The organism is Flavobacterium sp. GSB-24 (genome assembly GCF_027924665.1).
GTDB lineage: Bacteria > Bacteroidota > Bacteroidia > Flavobacteriales > Flavobacteriaceae > Flavobacterium.
In genome coordinates this window covers 150,945-176,525 of sequence record NZ_AP027043.1, presented here as the reverse complement: position 1 = coordinate 176,525, position 25,581 = coordinate 150,945, and the positions used below count along the sequence as shown (strand labels likewise).

18 protein-coding genes are annotated in these 25,581 nt (G+C 32.6%); 10 read left to right on the top strand and 8 right to left on the bottom strand.

Annotated features, from left to right (window positions below; all coding sequences use genetic code 11):
* On the bottom strand, window positions 1-564 hold the full coding sequence (locus tag QMG60_RS00855) for a DUF6642 family protein (RefSeq protein ID WP_134142434.1): 564 nt from the start codon (window positions 562-564) through the stop codon (window positions 1-3).
* A 185-nt stretch (window positions 565-749) separates the two neighbouring features.
* Here QMG60_RS00855 and QMG60_RS00850 point away from each other — a divergent pair, with 185 nt between their 5' ends.
* A complete protein-coding gene (locus QMG60_RS00850) occupies window positions 750-1,355 on the top strand; it encodes a nucleosidase (protein WP_281866596.1) in 606 nt (201 codons plus the stop codon).
* A 396-nt stretch (window positions 1,356-1,751) separates the two neighbouring features.
* Here QMG60_RS00850 and QMG60_RS00845 read toward each other — a convergent pair whose 3' ends face one another.
* On the bottom strand, window positions 1,752-2,369 hold the full coding sequence (locus QMG60_RS00845; RefSeq protein WP_281866595.1) for a hypothetical protein: 618 nt from the start codon (window positions 2,367-2,369) through the stop codon (window positions 1,752-1,754).
* 136 nt (window positions 2,370-2,505) lie between these two features.
* Window positions 2,506-3,339 (bottom strand): Sir2 family NAD-dependent protein deacetylase, encoded by an 834-nt coding sequence (locus QMG60_RS00840; protein WP_281866594.1) that lies wholly within the window; start codon window positions 3,337-3,339, stop codon window positions 2,506-2,508.
* Window positions 3,340-3,694: 355 nt separating this feature from the next.
* Between QMG60_RS00840 and QMG60_RS00835 the strand changes: the two genes are divergently transcribed.
* Window positions 3,695-7,834: a hybrid sensor histidine kinase/response regulator transcription factor gene (locus QMG60_RS00835; protein WP_281866593.1), complete on the top strand. Its 4,140-nt coding sequence runs from the start codon at window positions 3,695-3,697 to the stop codon at window positions 7,832-7,834.
* A gap of 109 nt (window positions 7,835-7,943) precedes the next feature.
* Here QMG60_RS00835 and QMG60_RS00830 read toward each other — a convergent pair whose 3' ends face one another.
* Complete coding sequence (locus QMG60_RS00830; protein WP_281866592.1) at window positions 7,944-8,468, bottom strand: hypothetical protein; 525 nt, start codon at window positions 8,466-8,468, stop codon at window positions 7,944-7,946.
* 402 nt (window positions 8,469-8,870) lie between these two features.
* Between QMG60_RS00830 and QMG60_RS00825 the strand changes: the two genes are divergently transcribed.
* From QMG60_RS00825 to QMG60_RS00800, 6 genes are all read left to right on the top strand, one after another.
* Entirely contained in the window at window positions 8,871-11,897 is a 3,027-nt protein-coding gene (locus tag QMG60_RS00825; protein WP_281866591.1) for a TonB-dependent receptor, read from the top strand.
* 40 nt (window positions 11,898-11,937) lie between these two features.
* On the top strand, window positions 11,938-13,530 hold the full coding sequence (locus QMG60_RS00820; protein WP_281866590.1) for a RagB/SusD family nutrient uptake outer membrane protein: 1,593 nt from the start codon (window positions 11,938-11,940) through the stop codon (window positions 13,528-13,530).
* A 153-nt stretch (window positions 13,531-13,683) separates the two neighbouring features.
* A complete protein-coding gene (locus QMG60_RS00815; protein ID WP_281866589.1) occupies window positions 13,684-14,781 on the top strand; it encodes an endo-1,4-beta-xylanase in 1,098 nt (365 codons plus the stop codon).
* A 204-nt stretch (window positions 14,782-14,985) separates the two neighbouring features.
* Window positions 14,986-15,885 carry a PKD domain-containing protein gene (locus QMG60_RS00810; RefSeq protein ID WP_281866588.1) on the top strand — a complete coding sequence of 300 codons (900 nt, stop codon included), beginning with the start codon at window positions 14,986-14,988 and terminating at the stop codon, window positions 15,883-15,885.
* Between the two features lie 157 nt (window positions 15,886-16,042).
* Window positions 16,043-17,452 (top strand): hypothetical protein, encoded by a 1,410-nt coding sequence (locus QMG60_RS00805; protein ID WP_281866587.1) that lies wholly within the window; start codon window positions 16,043-16,045, stop codon window positions 17,450-17,452.
* 259 nt (window positions 17,453-17,711) lie between these two features.
* Window positions 17,712-19,514, top strand: coding sequence for a glycoside hydrolase family 2 TIM barrel-domain containing protein (locus tag QMG60_RS00800; protein WP_281866586.1), 1,803 nt, complete (start codon window positions 17,712-17,714; stop codon window positions 19,512-19,514).
* A gap of 87 nt (window positions 19,515-19,601) precedes the next feature.
* Here QMG60_RS00800 and QMG60_RS00795 read toward each other — a convergent pair whose 3' ends face one another.
* The gene (locus tag QMG60_RS00795) at window positions 19,602-19,814 is read right to left on the bottom strand and encodes a helix-turn-helix transcriptional regulator (RefSeq protein WP_113676352.1); all 213 of its coding nucleotides are present in this window, start codon (window positions 19,812-19,814) and stop codon (window positions 19,602-19,604) included.
* Window positions 19,815-19,911: 97 nt separating this feature from the next.
* Between QMG60_RS00795 and QMG60_RS00790 the strand changes: the two genes are divergently transcribed.
* The gene (locus QMG60_RS00790; RefSeq protein WP_281866585.1) at window positions 19,912-20,217 is read left to right on the top strand and encodes a hypothetical protein; all 306 of its coding nucleotides are present in this window, start codon (window positions 19,912-19,914) and stop codon (window positions 20,215-20,217) included.
* Between the two features lie 647 nt (window positions 20,218-20,864).
* On the top strand, window positions 20,865-21,092 hold the full coding sequence (locus QMG60_RS00785; protein ID WP_281866584.1) for an IS3 family transposase: 228 nt from the start codon (window positions 20,865-20,867) through the stop codon (window positions 21,090-21,092).
* Window positions 21,093-21,133: 41 nt separating this feature from the next.
* Here the strand turns inward: QMG60_RS00785 and QMG60_RS00780 are convergent, their stop codons facing one another.
* The 3 genes from QMG60_RS00780 to QMG60_RS00770 form a co-directional block, all read right to left on the bottom strand.
* A complete protein-coding gene (locus QMG60_RS00780; protein ID WP_281866583.1) occupies window positions 21,134-21,982 on the bottom strand; it encodes a hypothetical protein in 849 nt (282 codons plus the stop codon).
* On the bottom strand, window positions 21,983-23,932 hold the full coding sequence (locus QMG60_RS00775; RefSeq protein ID WP_281866582.1) for an AAA family ATPase: 1,950 nt from the start codon (window positions 23,930-23,932) through the stop codon (window positions 21,983-21,985). It lies immediately after the preceding gene.
* A 312-nt stretch (window positions 23,933-24,244) separates the two neighbouring features.
* On the bottom strand, window positions 24,245-25,003 hold the full coding sequence (locus QMG60_RS00770; protein ID WP_281866581.1) for a hypothetical protein: 759 nt from the start codon (window positions 25,001-25,003) through the stop codon (window positions 24,245-24,247).
* Window positions 25,004-25,581: the final 578 nt, after the last annotated feature.

Genomic DNA, 25,581 nt, shown 5'->3' with positions numbered 1-25,581 from the left:
TTAATAGTATAATCTAAAATCAAGCAGTTTGCACAAATTATAGTGTTTCATATAAAGATCTTCGACAACCTCAAAAAGATTATCGTTCTCTTGATACAAACTGAAGAATGCTTTATCAATCGTACTGCAGCTCGCAATTTTATTATAAGTAGATCCGTAACCAGAAATAGCTCTTGCGCCCGTAATATCTAGAAAATATTGAGCTTCATCTTCATTTAAATCTAAAACTTTAAGATTTGCAAAATGAATAATTTTACCTTTCATTTTTCCTTCAAAAAGTTCGGCAATTTCTTCTAAACTGTAATAATAGTCATGAAGGCAAATGTTATTTTCTTGTCCCGGCATTGCCAGATAGATGATTTCATAATCCTTGAAATTATGATCTTCATAAAGTAAAATATTCAAACTTTCTTCTAAACCTTCAATCGTGTCGCAAGTTTTATGAATGCTCGAAATGCCTTGATCGATTGCCAGTTCTTCCAGACATTTTACCACATGTGTCGGGCTGATGTCGTCTATATCTTTAACACCTTCAAGGCAGAAAATAAATTTTTCATTATCCATACAGTTGCGCTTTCTGATTTTTTAAGGATTGAAATTCTTTGTTTTTTGATTTTAACAAAAGTATTTTTTCTAACTTAAAATCTACCATAGAAAACAGAATTTAACGTGTTTTTTAGAAATTCACCAGAAGCTTTATTACGTAATCTTTTAACCGTATTTTTGTGAACTGAAAATTACCATTAAGCATGATACAAATTAATCAAACGGCATCTTTTGCCATTGAAGACATATTATTCTCATTTGCCCTAGAATCTGAAGCAGCCGAAGTTTTTAAAGGCCATAATACTTTAATTACTGGAATCGGAAAAGTAAATGCGGCTTACGAATTGACAAAAGCAATTCAAAAGAAAAAGCCTTCGATAATTATAAATCTTGGATCGGCGGGAAGCAGCTGTTTTCAAAAAGGCGAAGTTATCTGTTGTACCAGATTTGTGCAGCGTGATATGGATGTTCGCGGATTAGGTTTTGCATTATACGAAACGCCATTATCTGGTTTGCCTCCAGTTCTAGAATATGGTTTGTTAATGGATAATTTAAATGAAGGAATCTGCGGAACCGGCGATAATTTCGAAATGGGTCATTGTTCAGATGCTTACCAAGTGGTCGATATGGAAGCTTATGCTTTAGCCATGATCGCCATGAAAGAAAACATTCCGTTTTTATGCCTCAAATATATTTCTGATGGAGCCGATGATAATGCTGCAGAGGACTGGACGGTTCAGGTGCATAAAGCGGCTATTGCTTATGGTAAAATTTTGGGATTGATTGAAGAGACAGAAGTTGTTTTGTAGTTAAAATGCCCCAAAAGAATATAACCTTTTTGTGACAATTCAGATATATTTTTGCAGCATTTTAATTGCAAACCTTTAAAACTAGTGGTACAACTTTGTTGATTCTCGTTGTACATGCGAAGTCAGAAGACTTCGAACAGCTTTCATGAGTAGATTTCTAATAGCAAGGCTGATTTCCTGATGCATTTCATGAACTTTTCTGATAGTGGAGGCTTGAACATTATTGCACTTGGAAGAAATGCAAGAACTCTATTCAGAGAATTTTCAAAATCTTGAATCAAAGAGTATGTGAAAAAAAAATCTTGCAGACATTCTGATTCAAGGGAGAAAATAAATTATTACGTTTAAACAAAATAAGAAAAAGACAATTCGACGAAGTATTTAAAAAATTACATACTATAAAGTATCTTGATCCTTAGCCCAAGCAGGCAACTCTTTACTCTTAACTATTGGATCATTATTTTTCACTCCATATTTTATCGTAAAATACTTCTTTTTAAAAAATCCGTGACTCTTCGCAAAATAAAAATTAGGAAAAATTGATATATATTTATTATAATTTAATGTAGCTTCGTTATATTTTGCTATCACATTATTATATTTAATATCTAATTCTTGTAATTCTTGTAAAATTTTATAATCACTAGTTTGATTCGAAATACTATCAACCGAATATCTTCTCAAAATTTTCAAGTATTCCTTATTTATATCGTACTGTAATTTAACGAATTGTATTGAGCAATTCTCTTTATATAACTTATGTTTTTCTTTGTTTGTATGTAACGCATCTTCTAAAGTATCATTTAAGTCTTTATTAGTAGAGTATAATAAGGTTTCTAGCAATTTTTGTCGCTCATTACTATAATTGTATAGCTCTGACCATTTTTCAGTTGCGAATTTATTTTTATCAGTTAAATTTTCAACTACTGCATTTTTATAAAAATGAACTGATAGAAAAATAATTATTACTACACTAACAATTATTATAAATAAGTATTTAAAAGTATTTTTCATTTTTTGATTATCAATTTATTTTAACTATTTACCAATATAATATCCCCGTTGGCACAAGCGTCTCACGCGTTCACACACAGTGAGGTTGATTAATATGAATTTCTCAGGCCATTATAAATTAAATAAATAAACTTTTTCAAGATGAGACAAGATGAGTATTTTTAATGATTTCCTTTATCATTTTTAAAGCTTCAGTAGATGTTTTACGAATGATAATTTTATTCTTTTTGTCCTTTATCAAAGCTGTAAATTGATTATCTTCTATATTAATATCGACAATAGTTCCACCATATTTTAAGGTGGTTTCTGCAATTGCAATGGGAAGATTTGTTGCACCCGAAGTCCCTAGAATAAATAATATTCCTGAATTTTTAGCAATTTTTAAAGAACTGAATTTTTTATTTGTTTGCTCATCATAATATTCATCAAACCATAAAATATTCGGTCTCATCCAGCTTCCGCAATTTTTACATTTTAAAAGCTCAATTTCTCTTTCAGTTAGGTCTTCATCTATTTCTTTTCCTTTTATTTCTTCTGGCAGATTTACGATTCCTTTACAACCATTAGAACATTTTATTTCTCTATTGTTACCATGAATTTCGAAAATTCTTTCGGTTCCGCTTTGTCTGTGTAAGTTATCAATGTTTTGAGTAATAAGATGAAATCGGTCTTTTAAGATACTTTCAATTTCCACCAATTCATAATGACTTTCATTAGGTTTAGCATTTTGAAACATTTTCTTTCTGAATAAAGAATATTGCCAGACTTCTTCTGGATGCTCTTTAAAATATTTAAAAGTACCAAACTCCTCTGGTTTATGAAATTGAGTGCCTTTAACCCAAATGCCATCAACACCTCTATAAGTTGGGATGCCGCTTTCTGAAGAAAGTCCAGCTCCTGTCAAAAAGGTAAAAAGATTTCTTTTATTTTTAGTTGAAACGTATTTTATTATATTTTCTAATTGGTCCATTTTTAGTTTTGAAAAGCAGTTTTTTTTTGATTAAATATAAATTAAAAATCAACATGTAAGTATTTCGATTTTGATTCATTAAAAAATAGACTTTTGAAAATGATTGCCCTAGCCCAGATAGGCGCGGCATCCTTTTATGGCGGGGTTCGCCATAAAAGATATAGCAGATAGCTGGAATTAGCTTCAAATTATAAAAAACGACTTCAAACCTGCGCAAAAGTACATCTACACCCCTTAAAAAGAAAAAACTGCCACCTCTTTTTTTTGCATAAGCTCTATTTTGCAAAGCATTCGATTGATTTTTTTCATAGGTTTATTGCAATTAAATTACTCGAGCTTTTATTAAATTTCGTTTATGAAAAACATTAAAAACGGCATCTTAAGTTTTATTCTTTTTTTTGCAATTGCTGTGAGTTCGTATGCTCAAAGTTCAGATTTGTATTTTGATCATATTAATTATGATACCCGTTTTTCCCAAAGTATGATTTCGAGTATTCATCAAACCAAAAAAGGATTTATCTGGATCGGAACAGCGAATGGTTTGATTAGTTATGATGGCTATGATTTTCTGCGATATGTGTATAATAAAGATATTCTCAACAGCATCAGCAACAATCATGTTAATGTAATTTTAGAAGATAATAAAAGAGAAATTTGGATAGGAACCAATAACGGCTTAAACCTTTTTAATAAAAACGAAAAGAGTTTTCTAAGAGTTGATGTTCAGAAAATCAAAGGCGGACGAAACTATATTTCATCTATAATTCAAGACGATCAAGACAGGATCTGGATTGGGACTTTTGGCGGTATCAAACGTCTGGACAGACAAAAATATTTGCTGGAAGAAATCTCAAACGATCATAATTCTCCATTTAGGAAAAGCAGGGTTTTGTCTTTGTTTTACGATCGTAATTACGGCGTTTTAGTCGGTACTTCTAAAGGTTTAGAATGTTTTGATCCTAAAAATGGTTCTAAGAAAGCTTTGCCAAAAATTTGGAGTGATAATGGAGCTTTGTTAAAATCTAAAATCTGGAAGATTCTAAAAGAAAAAAATGGCGATGTATGGTTTGCAACCGAAGCCAATGGCGTGTTCCATTTTGATGCAAGTCAGAATTCAATAACCAATTTTCTGCTAAATACGAGTAACAGAAAAAGTTTATCGTCAAATTGGGTAAATGATATTGTTGAGGTTGATGCCAATACAATCTGGTTTGCTACAAAAAACGGACTATGTGTTTACAAGAAAGACAGAAATGAATTTACGAAATACGGTCATAATGCGCTGGAGAGTTACAGTCTTTCAGACGATGATGTGAAATGTTTTCTTAAAGATCGACATAATGATATTTGGATTGGAACCAACGGCGGCGGTGTCAACTTTTTTCAAAAAACCAACACCAATTTTACCAATGTAAGAGAAGTTATAAAACCCAATTTCGGATTAAATACTGCTTTTGTAAATGCAGTGGCACGAGAAAATGACGGATCGGTTTGGGTGGGAACCAACGGCGGCGGTTTGAATTATCTTGATTTTAAAAACAATAAAAGTACTTCGTATGCTATTGAAAGTTATGATTTTGACAAAAGCGTAAATATGATAACTGCTTTGGTCAATCAAAACGAGCAGTATTTGTTTTGCGGAACTTTCAACGGATTATTTAAGTTCAATAAAAACAGTAAAACTTTTCAATTTATATCGCTTTCGCGAAAAGATTCTAAGGAACGAGAACGTCCAATTACGTCTCTTTTGATGGATAACGGCGATTTGTGGGTCGGTACAAATGGCAACGGATTAAAAAAAGTAATGCCAGATGGAACGGTTGAAATTTACATGGCAGATGGAACTTCCAATTCACTGAGCGATAATTTCATTACAGATATTGTCAACAGGAAAGACGGACTTTGGATTGCCACGCAATATGGCTTAAACTATTTTGATAAAAAATTAAAACAAGTTACCAAAGTATTTAAAACAGGTTCTAAAAATGGATTGTCGAACAACAGTTTAACCGTCATGTTTACCGATTCTAAAAATAGATTTTGGATTGGTGCCGAAAGCGGAGGCGTGAATTTATTTGACGAACGAAAAGGCCGTTTTTTCGAGATCAACCGATCAATGGGTTTTACGGATGAGACCATAAAAAGCATTTCAGAAGATTCTGAGGGAAATATCTGGATTAGCGACAATAACCTGCTTTATAAAATAAAAACCAAAAAGCTAAGTCCAGCTTTTAGAATTTCTGATTTTGAGATTACGTCGTATTCTTCCAAAGATGGCTTAAAAGTCAAACAGTTTTCAAACAACTGCAGTTTAAAGCTCAATGCAAAAGAATTGGTTTTTGGATGTTCGAATGGTTTGGTGCTTTTTAATCCTTCGAAATTAATTAAAACAGAAGATAAAGCGCCAATTGTCCTGACGAAGCTTATCGTTAATAACGAAGAAATTAAACCAGGAAATAAAGAAGTTACACTGGAAAAACGAATTAGCGAAACTTCAGAAATCACTTTAAAACACGATCAAGGATATATCGGAATAGAATTTAGTGCGATGAATTTTATTTCGCCAGAAAAAAGCGAATATGCTTATAAATTAGAAAGTTCGTTTAATAAAGACGATTGGCATATTATCGGTTCGCAGCATTATATCAATTTAACGAATTTGAATTCTGGAACGTATCTGCTTAAAATAAAAACTTCAAATGGCGGCGGAGAATGGAACCCGACAATTAAAACCCTAAAAATTATTATGCTGCCGCCGTGGTGGAAAACGTGGTGGGCTTATATTCTATATCTAGGATTATTGGCCGGCGCCGCAGTTTTATTATTCCGTTTTTTACGAAACCGAGAATTATTAAAACAAACCTATTATTTGGATCAGGTGGAGAAAGAAAGACAAGAAGAATTGTATAAAATGAAACTCGATTTCTTTACGAATGTTTCGCACGAAATTAGAACGCCTCTTACGCTTATAAGCGGACCCGTTGAAGAACTTTTGAGCGGTGCCGAAAAGAATTCGAATCTGGAACATAAATTAAAAACCATTAAAAGTAATTCTGACCGTTTATTAAAATTGGTCAATGAACTAATGGATTTTAGAAAAGCCGAAAAAGGCAGTATGAAAATCTATTGCGAACAGCAGGATATTGTTTCGTTCTGTTTTGATATTTACGAATCGTTCCGCGGAATTGCCGTTGAGAAAAAGATTGATTACAAATTTGTACTTAATATTAATACCGCGCTGCTTTATTTCGATAAAAACCAGATGGAAAAAGTGATTTATAATCTCCTTTCGAATGCATTTAAATTCACTAGTAAAAATGGAAAAATCACTTTGGCTGTAGAGCAAAAGGAAGATTCTGATTCTATCGAAATAAAAGTAAAAGACAATGGAATTGGTATTCCAGAAAATAGAAAAAAGAAAATCTTCAAAAACTTTTTTCAGTTAGACGAACGCGGCAGCGCCAATTTAGGCAGCGGTATTGGTCTGGCTTTGAGTAAAAGTATTGTAGAACTGCATCACGGAGAAATAAACGTACAAACAGAAGCCGATGCCAATTTCAATACGATCTTTACTATTACATTAAAGAAGGGTAAAGAGCATTTTAAAAAATCGCAGATTGTTGAAAACACAATTAAAATAGATGAAAACGCCAATCCGATTTCTGATATTAAAACCGAAATTGATATTTATGAACCGGAATATCTGGACGAATCTGATAACAGTACAAAAAAGACAGTTCTCGTAATTGAGGACAACGAAGAAGTACTTTCGTTTATAAACGATATTTTATACACCGATTATAAAGTGCTGCGATTTACAGATGCCATAAAAGCTTTGGAATATATGGAGAAAGAAATTCCAGATCTTATCCTGACAGATGTTATGATGCCCGAAATGGATGGTTTTGAATTGTGTAAAATTTTAAAAACGAGTCAAAATACCAATCATATTCCAGTGATACTTTTAACGGCAAAATCTTCTACTTTAAATAGAATTGAAGGACTTTCGACAGGTGCAGATGCTTATATTTCGAAACCTTTTAGTATTGAAGAATTAAAATTAACCATTGCCAATTTATTATCTGCCAAAGAAATAATGCGTCAAAAATACGGCGAAGGTTTTATTGCAGATGCTGAGCAGGAAAATGTAAACACACCCGAAGGCCAATTTGTAAAAAAACTAACTCAGATCATAGAAGCCAATCTCGATAATACAGATTTTGATGTAAATGATTTAGTAAATGAAATAGGAATGAGCAGAACTGTTCTTTATAAAAAAGTACAAATGCTGACCAATCATTCAGTAGCAGGATTTATCAAAAACATGCGTTTAAAGAAAGCGGCAAGTCTTTTAGCCAATACCAGTTATTCCGTTTCCGAAGTAACGTATATGGTTGGTTTTAATGATCGAAAACACTTTAGTAAAGAATTTAAAAAGTTTTATAATTTATCTCCTACTGAATATAAAAGTTCGCAGGGACGTATCCAATCGTAAAGTTTTTTAGCCACAGATTTTTTGGATTAGCGCAGATTTTTAAAATCATTTTAATCCTGAAAATCTGTGGCTAATCATATAAATGAGCTTTATGGATAATACTGCCTAATTAAACCATTGAGTTATTGCTTTTAAAAATTTCCCACAATTCATTTGTTTTTTCTTGATTAGGAATTCCGTCACTGCCACTTCTTTTGCAATTTTTATCTAGATAATTTAAAAACTTAGGATCTAAAGATGGTAATCTAAAATCTGTCTGTTTTTTAACTGAAAGAATTGAATCAATTGTAATTGTTCTAACGTCGGATTTACCAACACAATGACCTCTAAAGTAGAGTAGCTTTATGGGGTCATATGGGTTGGGTAATTTTCTAAATTCATCAAATACGGAATTATCTTTAAATAAATCCCAACAAAATACAGCATGAATAAGGCCAGGATCAAGACTTCTGGCACCATATAAATTGAAAGTATCGTCTTTTTGAAAATCGATTGTTCTAAAATCATTTAAAGAAATTACATTTTTTAAAAGATCAGGTTCTATTATGCCAACAATATTTAATAAATCGTGCTTATAACATATTAGGTTGATCCAGTTTTCATTAAAACCTATTGCTTTATTCCATTCTTCCATTCTCGATAGAAAATCTTTGAAAAGTAATACTCCAGAGGTATCTATAGTAGCCCTCTTTCCTCCAATAATTTTTTCTTAATTCATTAAGTTCTTCTTGAAAATCTTTCATGTTTTATTTCTCATACAAATAGTGTGACAATGTACGTAAAATTTAAAAAGAGCTTTACGGACTTTGCGGTTAAAATTTTAATTATAAAAAATTGAAATTAAGTACCCAATAATTTTTTAAGGTTTTTATTACGAATACCGTTTTTTAAGGCTTTTTCACGTGTTAAATTCGCAAATAAACACATTGACGCCCCCAAATGCGAATGTTTTTCTCCCCTGTAAACTTCATTTATTAGTCACATTTGCAACATAAATCATGACTGATTTCTATCTAACTAACCAAAAAAATAACTTATGAAAAAAAACAAACATGTAAAGATGTTTTTTCTTGGAGGAAATTATCTAAAACTAGTTTTATTGCTTTTTATGTGTATTCTCTCAACCACAGTGAGTGCACAAGAAAGTTCGATTACAGGAAAAGTAGTCGATAAGGCCGGACTCCCGCTTCCGGGTGTAAATGTACATGCCAAAGGAACGTCAAAAAGTACACAAACTGATTTCGATGGGAATTTTACAATCAGTGTCCCGGCAAAAAGTACGTTAGTTTTTTCTTTTATCGGAATGGATGAAGTTTCTGTTGATACCGAAAACAAGAAAAATTTAAAAGTAGTATTAAAAGAAAGTTCTCAAGCTCTTGACGAAATTATCGTTGTAGGTTACGGCACGAAAAAGAAAAGTGACGTAATTAGTTCTGTTGCATCGGTAAAACCAGGAGACATGACCAAAGTAGCAACTTCTGATGTTGGTGAAATGCTTAGAGGTAAAGCAGCAGGAGTTCAGGTAAGTTTGGCCGATGGCGGACCGGGAAGTTCTTCTTCAATCCAAATTAGAGGAAAAAAATCTATTAACGGAAGCAACGAACCAATTGTAATCGCCGATGGAATTGTAATCGGAAATATTAATGATATTAATGCGAATGATATTGCTTCTTTAGAAATCTTAAAAGATGCGGCTGCACAATCTATTTATGGAGCAAGAGCATCCAACGGAGTTATTTTGATTACTACCAAAAGAGGAAAAACAGGAAAAGCAAAAATCTCTTATAATGGTTTTTCTGGTGTTCAAACTGTCAATAGAAACTTTGATGTTTACAGTGGAGAAGAATTTGCGCAACTAAAAAGAGAAGCATACAGAACTAGTAATAATGGCGTTTACAGACCAGATAATCAGGTTTTCACTCCATTAGAATTAGAATCTGTTCAATCTGGAAAATATATTGATTGGGAAAAATTGGTTTTGAGAACAGGCGTAACCAATAACCATAGTTTGAGTATTTCATCTGGAACAGATAAAACAAGTATATTTTCAAGCATCAACTACATTAATACTTCAGGAGTAGTTCCAAATTCAGACTATGATAAAGTAGCAATGAGGGTAAATGTTGATCAAAGAGTTAGAGATTGGTTAAAAGTAGGAATGAATGTTTCGCTTCAATTCTCAGAATCAAATCGTCCGAATGTGGGTAACATTTTAAATAATGCTATAAATACATCGCCGTTAGGGCAGGTTTATAATCCAGACGGCTCTTTCCGTTATCTTCCGGGAGGAATTCAGGAAACACCAAACCCGCTTATTGATGTTTATGAAACCAACACAAATGAATTGAATAGAAATGATATCATGAATGTCTTTCTGGATATTAATCTGGCAAAAGGTTTTACCTATAAATTGAATGCCAGCCGAAGATCGTGGAATTATAAAGCTTTGTCATTTAATACCTCAAAATCGCTTTCTGGAATTGCTAACTCAGGACAGGGAAGCGGCAGCATTACCTATAAAGACAATGTAGAATATCAGTTAAGTAATATTTTGCATTACAACTTCAACTTAGCCGAAAAAAATCATTTTAATGCAACTGGGGTTTATGAAATTACCTCATCGGAGTACAGTGATTTTAGTAATTCAGCGAGCAGAATTCCAAGTGATATTTTAGGAATTTATGGTTTAGAAAGTGCTTTCTTAAATACACCTTTAATTGGAGGAAACGAAAGATCTCTTATTTCGTTTGCAGGAAAATTAGAATATGATTTTGACAGTAAATATTATTTCACAGTTTCAGGAAGAGCCGATGGATCTTCAGTATTTGGAGCGAATAATAAATGGGGATTTTTTCCAGCGGTAAATGCAGCATGGAATGTTTCTAATGAAGAGTTCATGAAAGAACACGTTCCGGTTATCAGTAATTTAAAATTAAGAGCAAGTTATGGTAAAGTAGGTAACCAGCCAAAAGATCCTTACCAAAGTATGGCAACTGCTGTGCAGAGAGATTATATTATTAATGGTGTAAAAGTTTCAGGATATGTGCCAGGCACGCAATTATCGAATCCCGATTTAAGATGGGAAACCTCAACACAACTCAACCTTGCAGCCGATTTTGGTCTATTCAAAAACAGATTAACAGGTACAGTTGAGGTTTATAATACTGACACTTCAGATTTGCTGATTTATGAAACATTAAATGCCAACACGGGATATACTTTGAAACTTTCAAATATTGGAAAAGTAAACAATAAAGGTCTGGAGGTTACTTTGAACGGAGACTTAATTAAAAAGAAAGATTTCAGATTAAATGTTGGAGCAACTTTCACTAAGAATAAAAACAGCATAGTAAGTATCTACGGAAAAGATGCAGATGGCGACGGAAGAGAAGATGATGCCGTTGGAAACTTATGGTTTATTGGAAAACCAATTGATGTTTATTACCGATACAAAGCAGTTGGAATTTATCAGGAAGGCGAAAATATTCCGCTCGTTACAGGAACAACTTTGTATCCTGGAGATATCAAATTATATGACGCAGATCCGTCAAATGGTGCCAATCCAAATCCGGATCAGGACAGAGTGATCACTTCCAAAATGCCGGATTGGTTTGGTACTTTCTCTGTGGCTTTAGAATACAAACAATTCGATTTCTCAGCAGATATTTATACAGTTCAAGGCATTACAAGAGACAATCCATTTTTATATGATTATGTAAGAGGAGGATCTTTAAGAGGTGTGAAAAACGGTATCAAACAAGACTATTGGACACCAGAAAATCCGGGAGGAAACTGGCCAAGACCAAGAGATGGAAATGATCCGCCTTACATCAATACTTTAGGATTACAAGACGCTTCATACATTCGTCTTCAAAACGTTTCGGTTGGATTTAAATTTCCAGAAAGTACAATTAAATCTTTAGGATTAAGCAATATGAGACTTTATGTAACAGGAAGCAACTTGGTTACCATTACAGATTACCAGTCTTATAGTCCAGAAAAAGAAATATACGATTATCCTGAACCTGTTACTTGTGTTATTGGCTTACAAGTAGGTTTTTAACGCAGCTTAAGACATTCATAAAATAAAAAATAACAAGATCATGAAAAATATAAATTTTCTATTTGTTTTGATATTCGGGCTTTCTTTAGGACTTACTTCGTGCGAAGATTTTCTAGAGGAAACGGTAAAAGATCAAGTTTCTGTAGATTATGTCTACAGTTCTCCAGCAGGATTAGAAGTTGGAGTTAATGCACTATACAACCAGATGCGTTTCTATAATCTGCCTTCTGGAGACAACAGTGATTTGTGGGCCAATGTATTCTTTATGGTAGCCACAGATTTAGGGTTGCACAGAACGTGGAATACACCATACGGTACAGGTCATAATCCGCAGTCGTTCACAGGTTCGAAATGGATTCAGGGCTATAAGATTATCGACAGATGTTCGGCAATTATCACTGCGGCAAGATCAATTCAAATGGATGAAGCGACTAAGAAAAGATTAGTAGCGCAGGCAAGAGTTATTAGAGGTGAATTGTATTTGGATTTAAAACAAATGTATGGCGGTATTTTAATCGATACAATTCCAACAACACCTCAAAATATTAACGATCCAGTAGAATACAAAGTAGCAAGCGACGCAGATGTTTACAGATTAATCGATGCTGATTTGGATTATGCAATTGCCAATCTTCCTTTTAAAGTAGATCCAGGACGTTACGGGCAGGGTGTTGCACGACATATTCGTGGTAAAAGTGCTTTATGGCAGCAAGACTGGGCAGGTGCGGCGGCGCAGTTTGATGCTATTATCAATGACGGAACTCACGGTTTAGTTGCACTTGCAGATGTTTGGGGACAAAACGGAAATCATAAAGAATCTCTTTTTACCTATCAAAAAGACTTTTTATTAGGTCCTGATGATAATTTAGCCGGGGGCGGCGGTTCTTGGCTGAGCAGTGTTTTTACTCATAGAACTTATGAATTGAATACCAGCGAATTGGTTCAGGATGTGGCGTACGGAGGTCAGGCTTTAGGCTGGTTTTACCCAAATAATTATTTGAAATCACTTTATGATCAAACAAACGACTTGAGGTTTAAAACCTATTATTATTCCGATAATTATCAGGATTACAAAATCAATGTTCCAGGAAATCCAAAATTCGGACAGCCAATTACAAATCCGGCAATCGCGGCTCCAAATGGAAATTACAGAGCTTGGCATTGGAGTTTGAAAAAATACCACGATACGGAAAAACTGCCAATGACTTCAAACAGTTACAAAGATTATATGTATTACAGATTGGCAGAAACGTATTTGTTGGCTTCTGAAGCTTATCACAATTTAGGAAACGATACCAAAGCCCTTGCGTATTTAAATAAAGTGAGAAGAAGAGGTTATACCGGAAATCCTGAAAGTACCGTAACCACTTTTGATTTAACAGCTTGGACTTTAAATAATTATTTAGACGAATCGGCTAGAGAATTAGCATTTGAAAACAACAGATGGTTTCTCTTAAAAAGACTTGGACTTTTGGTAGAAAGACAGAATTTATATTTCCGTTCAAGTCCGTCTGGAACTATTACCGGAGAAGTGCCCTTAAAAATGACTCCTGCAATGATCAATATGCCGATTCCACAAAGTCAAATCGATTTGATGGGAAAACCAGAAGGATTTAATGTAGGATACAATTAATATTTAGCACATAAAAACATAGATTGAACGCCTTTTTCAAGTTTGAAAAAACGATGTTTTATATGTTTTCCAAAGAGTTAAGGTTAAAGTTAGTAATCCCGATCCGGGAAACAAAGTAAAATTTGATTTCCGGATCAAACTAAAAAAAACACGATGATAAATAAACAATATATTTTAGGTCTATTAACTGTTTTGCTATTTGCTTCTTGCAGCAACGACGAAAAAGTAGTTTTTATAAATGCAGATGAAGACGGCGGTACAGGCAATCCAAATCCAATTACTCAAACCTTAAAAGAAAAAGCAAAGTTTAAGGTTGGTGCAGCGGTTAAAATGAAAGATTTACAAGGAGAAGCCAATTATAAAAATGCAGTTTTAAAACATTACAGCCAGATTACGGCTGAGTTCGAAATGAAAATGGCTAGTATCTGGTCATCTTCAACAGCCTATAATTTTACAGCCGCCGATTATTTAGTTGGTTTTGCAAAAGACAATAATATGGAAGTGCACGGACATACTTTAGTCTGGTACGATTCCTTTCCAGAATGGTTTAAAAATGCAAAATACGATTCCATTGCATTTGAGTCAAAAGTCAAAATTTACATTACAGATGTTGTCGGTCGTTACAAAGGCAGAGTAAAAAGCTGGGATGTTGTAAATGAAGTTTTTGCCGACGGCGGAGCTTTAAGAAATGAAACCGTAATAAAACCAATTTTTAATGACCCAATAGGTTTTTACGGCAGATGTTTTAAATATGCAAAAGCTGCAGATCCAGATGCTAAATTATTTTACAACGATTACAGTGTAGTTCTGGATGGTGGAAAAAGAGCTGCCATTAAAAAAATGGTAACCAGATTCAAAGCAAACGGAATTCCAATCGATGGTGTAGGAGATCAATTTCACTATTCAACAGATACAAACAGACAAACCATGAAAACTGGGTTTACTGATATGGCTTCCACAGGATTGTTAATTCATATTTCAGAATTAGACATCAAAGTAAACACAGCTAAATCGGACTCGTATGTTTTTACAGATGCCGAAGCACAAAAACAAGCTGAAACCTATAAATACATCACAACGATGTACGAAGAATTGCCTCAAACCCAAAAATTCGCCATCTCAACTTGGGGCGTAACCGACAAATATACTTGGTTAACCGGTTTTTGGCACTCAAAAGAGTACCCGTTACTCCTAGATGCCGACTATAATAAGAAACCAGCTTATCAAGGATTTTTAGATGGATTGAAATAGAGTTTTTAAGAGTGTAGAATATAGAGAATAGAAAATAGAGAATAGAGAATAGAGGCAAGAAGCAAGATCTGAGATTTAGAAAAATCTTTTCTCTATGTTCTATAATCTATATTCTGAAAAGAAGCAGATTTTGCTGAAAAGTCTTGCTTCTTGCCTCTTACCTCTACCACCTCTCAAAAAAAATTAACCAAAAAACACAAAACCATGACTATAAAACTAAATCATATCGCTAAATTGAAATATTTCCTTTTAGTACTTTTTGCAAGTTTGTTTTCCTGTGAAGATGATGTACGCGAAGTATATCTTTATAAAAAAGGAGAATTAAAAGCAGAATCCACCAATACCTCTGTTAAAGCAGGACAAACCATTACGTATACCGATTCGTCGACAAAAGTACGTGCTGTAAAATGGACTTTTCAAGGCGGCTCTCCAGGTTCTTCTATCGAGCCGAATGTTGAGGTAAAATATGCAAAAGGCGGTACTTTTACAACCACTTTAGAAATTACATTTGTAGACAATACCACTCAAAAGAAAACTTTTAATGTTGAGGTTGAAGCGCCTGCGACTCCGCCAATTGTTATTCCGGCTGATGCCCTTAAAATTTATTCTGAAAATCCTGATTTCACAAAAACAGCTCCTGTCCTAAACTGGGTTTCAAGCAATCAATTTGTAATTAAAGAAGTTGCAGCTGATGGTTATGAAGGAGCTTTTAGAAATTTTTCTCTTCCAGCAGCACCGCCTGCAGCAGAAGCTAAATGGGCGATGGCAATTCTATCGTTTGTAAATTTCACGGATATTTCTTCTTACACGCATATCAATATGGCGGTAAGAACTACCAGCACTGGAAAAATCAGATTTAGAATGAAAGATGCTTCCAACACTGGATATGTTGAATTTGATGCCACAAGTAATTTATACGGACTAAAAAGAGACGGCAGCTGGAACATGGTTAAAATTCCAATCGCTGATTACAAAAAACAAAATCCGTCATTAGACTTGACAAAAATCAAAGATATTTTGGTTTTAAGAAGTGTTGATCCAGAAGATGTAAGAGCTTTAAATAACTACATTTTTGATATTGATCATATCTATTTATCTAAATAAATTTTTTAAACACATAGAGACATAGGTTTTTTAGACTTGAGAGAGTTTAAAAGAAACTAGTTTCTCACACATAGAAAATCTATGTTTATGTGAGCGCCTTTGTCAATTCAAAGAGAATCTATGTTTCTATGTGTTAACATATTAAAAAACAAATTTAATGAAGCATTCCATTTATGTATTGTTCTGTTTTATAAGCCTCATTACTGCAAATGCACAGAATAACATTACGTACCAAAAAGTAGAAGCCAGACAAAATGCATTAGATCCAAAATGGGTTGCGTATGATGCCAAAACAATTGACAAGCTGCCTGGATTTAAAATTAAAAAGCAAGAACCGATTTCTATTTACGGCGGATCTAAAGTCTGGCAGAGAGAAGCGACGGGATTTTTTAGAACAGAAAAGGTAAACAACAGATGGTGGATTATTGATCCAGAAGGCTATCCGTTTATTTACAAAGGTGTTGCAGTTTTTAACGCAGGACGCTCTGTAAATCAGCAGAAAGCATTCGATAAAAAATACGGAAGTCCAGAAAATTGGTTAAAGCAAGAAACAAAATTACTCCGTGATAATGGTTTTAATGGAGTAGGCGCGTGGTCGAATATAGATTTGGTTCGAAAAGCTGAAAATCCGTTGGTTTATACCATAATTATTTCGCCAATGGGTATGTATCATTCCGATCATATTAAAAAATACGGCGGAAAATACAAAGAAGCCAGCTGGCAAAATTACCGTTTTGATCTCGTAATGGTTTTCGATAAAGAATTTGATGCCTACGTAGAAAAATCCGTAAAAGACGTTTCTCAATATAAAAATGATAAGTATTTGATGGGTTATTTTACTGATAATGAACTGCCTTGGTATAACGACGCATTAGATAAACATTTAACTTTATTGGCCAAAGATGAACAAGGATATATTGCAGCAAAAGATTGGCTGGACAAAAGAAAAGGTTTTAATGCTTCCATTTCAGATGTAAATCAGGAAGATAGAATGGCGTTTACCGCTTTTTATTTTGAAACTTATATGAAGAAAGTCACAGAAGCACTCCGAAAAGCAGATCCGAACCATCTTTATTTGGGATGTCGTTTCAATCAGGATAAGGAACAGGAATTGACAAATCCTGAGATTTTTAAAGTGGCTGGAAAATACATGGATATCATTTCAATAAATCATTATAGAAAATGGGAGCCAAGTCAGGAATTAATGAACAATTGGGGAGAATGGTCTGGAAAGCCTTTTTTAATTACAGAATGGTACACCAAAGGAGAAGATTCTGGGCTGCCCAATAATACCGGCGCGGGCTGGCTGGTTCGAACACAGAAAGAAAGAGGACTTTTTTATCAGAATTTCACTTTGGAATTACTTAAAAATAAAAATTCTGTCGGCTGGCATTGGTTCAAATATATGGATAACGATCCAGAAGATTTAACTACCGATTATTCCAACCGAGATTCCAACAAAGGAATTGTCAACAGCAAATTCGAACCGTATCAGCCTTTGTTAAAAGAAATGAAAGTGATTAATGATAATGCTTATGAGCTGACTCGTTATTTTGATAAAAGATAATTTTTTAGCGAAATCGTAATCAATACAATCGCAAAATATTATTCGCAATATTGTCATTTCTATCCCGAGGCTTCGGGAGAGAAATCTTCGCAAGTAGCTCCTCAAAAGGATTTCTACTCTTTGTCGATGCAGCAATGAAGATTTCTCTCCCGAAGCCTCGGGATAGAAATGACAAGATTGTGGTTTTCTTCGCGAAGAACAGATTTAATCTAGTGATGTGTTTAAATTAATTAGACCTATATAATTAAAAATAAAAACTATGAAAAAAATTGTAATGCTGTGCTGTACTTTTCTGCTGATGGGGAAAGCAATGGCGCAGGAAATTCCGTTAGTTTCCAACATTTCATCGAGGAACAATATTACCTTAAACGGAAAATGGAGTTATATCGTAGACCCGCTCGAAAACGGATATTACGATTACCGTTTAATGCCGTTTAAAAACAACGGATTCTTCGAAAATAAGAAATGGAATACCACAGATTTAACCGAATATAATTTTGCGACTTCTGCCACGATGGATATCCCGTCTGACTGGAATAGTAAAGACGAAAGATTGTTTTTTTACGAAGGAACAGTTTGGTTTCAGAAAGACTTCAATTACCAAAAGAATTCTCAAAGCAAAGGTATTCTTCATTTTGGAGCAGTCAATTACGACGCTAAGGTTTATGTAAACGGAAAACTGGCAGGAACTCACGTTGGCGGTTATACACCATTCAATTTTGATGTAACCGATTTATTGGTGGACGGCAATAATTTTGTGGTAGTAAAAGTCGACAACAAACGCCATAAAGATAATGTCCCGACCGTAAATATGGATTGGTGGAATTACGGCGGTATTACAAGAGACGTGACTTTAGCGCAAGTCCCGAATACTTATATAGAAGATTATTTGGTACAATTGGACAAAAAAGAAAAAGGAAAAATTTCCGGCTGGATAAAGTTGAATAGTGAAACAGCGAACCAATCTGTTTCGGTTTCGATTCCTGAATTAAAAATCAAAAAGAACGTTACTACTGATGCCAAAGGAATGGCGTATTTTGAAATTAAAGCCAATCCTATTTTATGGACGCCAGAAAAACCAAAATTATATGAAGTAAAGATTAGCAAAGCCGATGAAAATATCGCAGATCAAATTGGTTTTAGAACTATAGAAACCAAAGGAAAAGAGATTCTGTTAAACGGAAAAAAGGTCTTTTTACGCGGTATTAGTATTCACGAAGAAGCGCCTTTCAGATCTGGAAGAGCTTGGTCAGAAGAAGATGCTGTTACTTTATTGACTTGGGCAAAAGAATTAGGCTGTAACTATGTTCGTCTGGCGCACTATCCGCATAACGAAAAAATGGTAAAAGAGGCTGAAAAAATGGGATTGATGATCTGGTCTGAAGTTCCAGTTTATTGGACCATTTCATGGACGAATCCAGACACTTACGCGAATGCAGAACGTCAATTGCACGATATGATTTACAGAGATAAAAATCGCTGCGGCATTGTAATCTGGTCAATTGCAAATGAAACGCCGCATGGAGATGACAGAGATATTTTCTTAAGTAAGTTGGCCAAATATGCTCGTACACAAGATAATTCTCGTTTAATCAGTATGGCGATGGAAGTAACCAAAAGTCCGAACAATGTTAATACACTTCACGATAATATGAACGAATATGTAGACATTGTGAGTTTCAACCAATATTTAGGCTGGTACAGAGGAACCAACGAATCGTGCAAAGACATGCAATGGGTAATTCCGTATAACAAGCCGGTTATCATCAGCGAATTTGGAGGCGAAGCTTTGCAAGGTCGTCACGGCGATAAAAAGGAACGCTGGAACGAAGAATATCAAGAAGAATTATATATTCAAAACACACAGATGTTCAATCGTATCGAAGGTTTAGCAGGAGTTTCTCCCTGGATTTTAGTCGATTTCAGATCACCAAGAAGACAATTGCCAAACATTCAGGATTTCTTCAACCGTAAAGGTTTAATCTCCGATCAAGGAATTAAAAAGAAAGCTTTTTATGTAATGAAAGATTGGTACACTCAGAAAGAAGCCGAATATAAATAAGAGTTTTAGATAAAGTGAAAAACCTTCGAAGTCAGTTTTGATTTTGGAGGTTTTTTGGTTTTTTGAAAGATGTTTTAAATATCATTCCTAAAATTTAAACAATTCAATGTATTCTATTTGTAATGCATCGCATACTTTCTCGAGAGTAGAAAGCGTCGCATTTGCATTTCCTTTCTCCAATCTAGACATATTACTTTTTTCAAAATTGCATTTGGATGCCAATTCTTGTTGGGAAATATTTTTTTGTGTTCTAATTTCTACAATTCTCTTTCCTACTTTCTGTTGTATGGTTTCGCTCATTTCGAATTATCTTTTATGATAATTCAAAATTTGTTATATATTTGCAATTATAGGTTATCGTATATGATAACTAATAAAAATGATTAAAATTGAACTCATGGAAACACAACAAAAAGCCGTAACAGAATTATTAGAAGTAATGAATAAAGGAAACTATTTTATTAAACTCAAACCTAATAATGATTCTTTTTCCGCAACGCTGAATGTGTCTTGTTACAGTGAATTAAATATAATGGTTACCGCTTTATTAAAAGCAAGTATAACAATGCTCCAAAGCGAAAATTCTACAAAGCCTTTCTCTGATGCTATGATTTTGGTTGAACTAGCGCTGCAGTTACTTCCGAATGATGAAATGGAGTTGTTGGATGAGGTTTTTAGAGTTGGGTTAGATATTAAAAAATAATGCTTCGATATGATTGTTTTTTACTCTAGGGTTTAATGATTTTAAAGAGAGATACTTAGTAATAATAAGCATCGCTGTTGAGGTTCTTTTGGCGGATGAAGAGGTTCCGCTTTAAATTAGTTAGAATCCGAGTAAATATTAGTCCTTTTATTGTGTTTAAAACTAGGCACTGAAAAAAAAAGTGTACCTCAATTGAACGAATTTCTTTGTATAAGGATAGGTTAAAAACAGCATTAATATACAAGAAATATATGGAATTTCCAGAACTTTCAAAATTTAAAATTGATATTTCTTTGCCAATTGATGTATTTTGAAGGTATTTTTAAAGCATTATTATAGGAGTTTTTGAATAATTAGAGTTGTGATGATTTCAATCTATTTCAAAATTTTTATTTTATGATTCATCTGATTCTTTGTGAATGCAAAATGTTTTGGTAAACGAATAAAAACTAGATTTCAATTTATTATAATATTCTTTTCTGATTTTCCAGTAACTGTTTGTATATTCACTACAATGAAGGCTTGGAAAATGATAGTCAAGAATAAAAATTGCAGATGAATTAATATTTCATTCTGACTGGGGAATTCAATATACCAATTAAAAATTTGGGTATCTTTTTGACTCTTATAAAAATATCGCAAGAAGTATGAGCCGCAAAGGAGACTGCAGGGATAATGCAGTTGCTAAAAGTTTTTTCAAATCTTTAAAAACGGAATTGGTTTATCGAAGTAAACTAATTTCTAGAGAAGTGATGGAACTTGAAATTTTTGAATACATCGAAATTTGGTACAATAAAAAAAGTAGGCATTCGGCTTTGAACTATAAAACCATTGAAGAATTTAATAAACTAACTAATTACAAAAATGTAGCTTAACTTTTTCTCCAGTTTTTGTTTGCATATATATATAGTATTAATTAAGTCATAAGTGATCGAATAAAATTCTCATTGCTAATTAAAGCTAACTCAAGAATTGATTCCCAATAATTCATTCCAAATACATTCCGATTTAGATTTGCTGTTTGTGTTGTCATTGCTATTATTTCTTCCATTGAGAGATGATCTATGTAAGGCTTGATTTTATTTTGAAGTGGAGTTATTACTTTATCACTATTTCTAGAAAATCTTTCTAGTAAATGAAGTCTATTGTAATGACTTTCAATAAGATTAAATAGATTTTCATCAATCCCAAATCTATTTTCCAAATAAAATCTTAGTCCAAATGTATCATTATTGTATTCAATATCTACAAACAAATATTGCGAATCTGGAAGTCTATCTAAATAAAGATTTAAATATAATCGTCTACCATTTTCTCTCCAAAATTGACTTTTATAGCTATTGCAGATTGTACAGCTAGGAAAAAGATTAAGAGGGTTTACAACAAATTCGCAAAACTCTTCTTTAGGTAAAATATGATCAAATGAATTGATCTCACTTAAAGTGCAATTTTGACACGTATTCATTATACGCCCTGTATTTGTTGTGGTGATTTCAGTTCTGAGATTTTGAATCAATTTACTTTTATAGTTATATAATTTTAGTAAATCGCTTTTATTATTATGAGGATATGTATTTGGAATACTAGTTTCAAGAATATTTCTATCAAAATTTATTTGATAAGTACTGTATAAAACTTCAACTTCATCTTCTAAAGCAAGTAAACGAGTTTTGTAATCGGGATCGATTCTAGTTGTTTTTTTGTTTTCTACAATAAGTTTATGGAAATCAAATGAGTTTCTCGTTGTGGTATCTAAATTTCTCATTTATTGTTGTGTCTTGCTTTTAATATACAATCTTGTATTCAAACTTAGAGGCATTTCATCAAATTGAAGTAAAGAAATAATTTCTTCAAACGACATTCCTATGAAAGCTTTTTCATCAATTATTTTTTTATACTGTTTTGGAATTTCTCGGTTACCAAAAACATCATCCGTTAAAGTTGTTAAATTTTCTCCAAACGACTCTATCCCAATTCTTCTAATATCTGGAATGTTTCCATTGCGCTCAATTATATAAACATTTTTAGATAATAATTCTTGAATTATTAATGGTGAGTGAGTTCCAATTATACAATACGATTGAAATTCATTTACTAGCTCATAAATAGTATTAATTAGTTGAGAAATAGCGTTTGGATGTAAATGAGTTTCGGGTTCATCGTAAAGGATTAAAGAATCCAATCTAATATGTGCTGTTATTTCTGTTATGATATACAATAAAATATTTTGACCAGAGCTTAATCTATCTTTAATTCGATTAAAACCTTCTATGTCAACCTTAAAAGTATTATAAAATGATGTGATGGATTCACGTTTGATTAAAAATTCATTCAAAATTTCTGGTTCAATGAAATTAGATAAAATTGTTCTCCATTTGTCAATTCTTTCGCTTTCCTCTATCTTCTTCCACGTATTATGAAACCTTAAAACTAAACCTCTTTCAGTAATAAATTCACCTTTCTCATTTTTCAAGCCACAATACAAATAATTAAATTTAGACGTTTTTTCTGGGATTTTAAATCGATCAAAAATGCTATATGAAACAGAAATCATTTTGCTGAATATAGGAACTCTTGGATAAAAATATTCCTCTTCACTTTTTGAAATATTAAGAGGTAAAGAAGTTAAAAGTTGTGTCTTCCCTGTGCCGTTTTTACCTATTATAGCATAAATCCTATTAGAAAGAATATCGCTATCACTAAAATCAAATTTAACATTAATTGACTCTTTTGAATATTTTGGTGTAAACTTATAATCAAATGAAAATAGATTTTTTAAATCATAATTATTAATGACATATTTAGCTAGTCTTAATGTTCTTTCGGCATCATCTTCTCTAATTAAAGATTTTTTAAAACCATGGAGATGGTCAAATTTTTCGAGTTTTTCAGAAAAAAAAGCACAATCTCCAATTGCATAAAGTATATCTTCAAAACTATACGGAAAAAAAGACTTTAAATTAGTATAAAATTCCATATCCTGTCCTAAAGAACAGTAGTTTGATGATAGCATTAAAAAATTTGAAGGAATAACTTTTATTGTTTCTTGTTCTTCATTACACATTATTTTAACGTTGCCAATTTTTGTTTCAACATCATTTTTTCTGTAATATAGAGTAAATGATGTTTTATTATAAAAATCGTCCCAATTAAAATATTTCAAAATGAGGTATTCATTTTTGGAATTATCAAATAGCCTCTTTTCCCCAAATCTGCCGTTAGCAACAAGGAATACAATATCATTTCTTTTTATGTCAAGTGGAATGTCTTCAACCTCTTCTTGAGGGTAAACTCTGTAAACTGGTTTTCCTGTTTCATTATAGTCAAAAAGGGCCAATTGTAATTTGTCTCTGCTAAGAATACTGTTAACCTGTATAACATACAATAGAATATCATCCTCATCTTTTCTGTAAACTGGAGATACAACAGCCTCAATAAACTTTATAAACACATCATTGTCTTCATATATTTTCAGTCTAATCTCAAATAAATACTCTAAATCCCAATCGTTATTATTGATCATATGCTGATAAATATCCCCAGCAGCATTTGGGTATCTGGAATCTTCAGATGGCATTGTTGAAATATCCCAAATACTTTTTAGGAAGTCAAAATTATTATTTGTCCAAGTATTATGTTGATCACCCAAAAAATCGGTTTGACTTTTTATAAGAATATCTAATATTTCTTTTTTATTTCTATTTGAAATTTCCATAAAGGCTAAATAGTAATCATTGTAGTTCGCTAATATAATTAATAAATGAAAGAACTGGTTTGTAATTTTGAACTGTTTGACTGTACTAAAATATGTATTTTTGAAAAATATAGAATTAAAAATATTTTATAAGTTACGTATTGTTGCTAGTTTATTAAGCATTTTCTCTTGTTTAGAAGGATAATTAAAAAAAATATTCAAAAATATAATATGAGTATTTGAAATTTTATTTTTGGACTGGAATTTTAAACTGAGAAGAGTTACACTAAATCGTCTTCTCTTCTCCTCGCAATAAAAGTAGCAAGTTTAGCACTAATCATAATATCCATAGAAATCAAGTATTTTATCGAAGGGATCAAAAAGAAAAGCCGCAACCAAATTTGCATTCCTATCTCGTTTATCCATTTTTTTCTTTATATCGTAATATTCTATGTTTGTCTTGTCATATTTTGTCGTATCTATTGTAAGTACTGTAACATATAAGTCATCTTTCACATTGAGTATCATTTTACTTTTTGCCTCTAGATATATTTTATTAATCTTATTATTGTCAGTGTAAGATTCTCCATACTGTATTAAATGCAGTTTGAATTTTTTATAATATTCTTGATTTGATTTAAATTTTGAATGTGTCGCCAGCGAATCGCATACTTTTACGTCCTTTTTATAGTCAGTCAAATTTAAATTTTTGAATGAATCTAGAAGCTTAATATTTATTTCTTCTTTGTACAATTTACTTTTTAGAGAATCTTTTTTGCTGACTTTGGATTTATCTTGCAGACATAATAGCGAGTCCAATATAATACTGTTGCGCAGATTATCATTAACTTTTTTCTTAATGCAGAGATTATGAAGTCTGACATCAACAAACTGTGCATTAAAATAATTAATTAAACCTTGTTTTTTTTCTATTCCTATCAGCATAAAATATTTTTCGTCCGCATATATTCTGGATTGAGACAGTTTTGAATTGTTGTAAGTATATTCACGGGATGGCGTAAGTTGAGCAAGGTCCAGCGCGAATTTACCATCAAAATCAGATTCAGAAAAAAACCAAACGATACCAAACATAAATAGGAAGAATGAAATGTAGTTTAAAACAATTAAAATTACTTTCTTCCAGAAATTTACATTTAATATTAAAGGAAAAACAATCATAAATGAAATCCAAACAAAAAGAATAGAGTTGTCAAAAAGTAAATAAATAAACTCGGAATCACTGTATCTTGCAAATTTTAGAAGTAAAAGAAATATAGGGACAAATTGAAATTTTAAAATTAATAAAATCTTAAATAAGCTAAGCCATTGAAAACGGAAATTAAGGAGCAAAGATGCAATTCTGTACGGACCGATGAAAATTAAAAATGGAAACACAGTCAGGATAACTTCAATTAATGCTATTTGTACAGAGGTGTAAGTATTTTGTTCATACAATAGTATTAGCAGGGTAAAATATACCAAATGTAGAATAATGAAATCATAACTTTCGTTACTTGTATCCACAGCTTTTCTCCAAGCATTTACTGGTTTACGTAAAGATTAGCATAATTCGAAAGGTGTTCACCTAACTGTTTTAAGGATATTTTTTTAAGTAAATCTTCTATCAAATTTTATTTTTTTTTACAGTGATTGATTATTTTGTGCTTTTT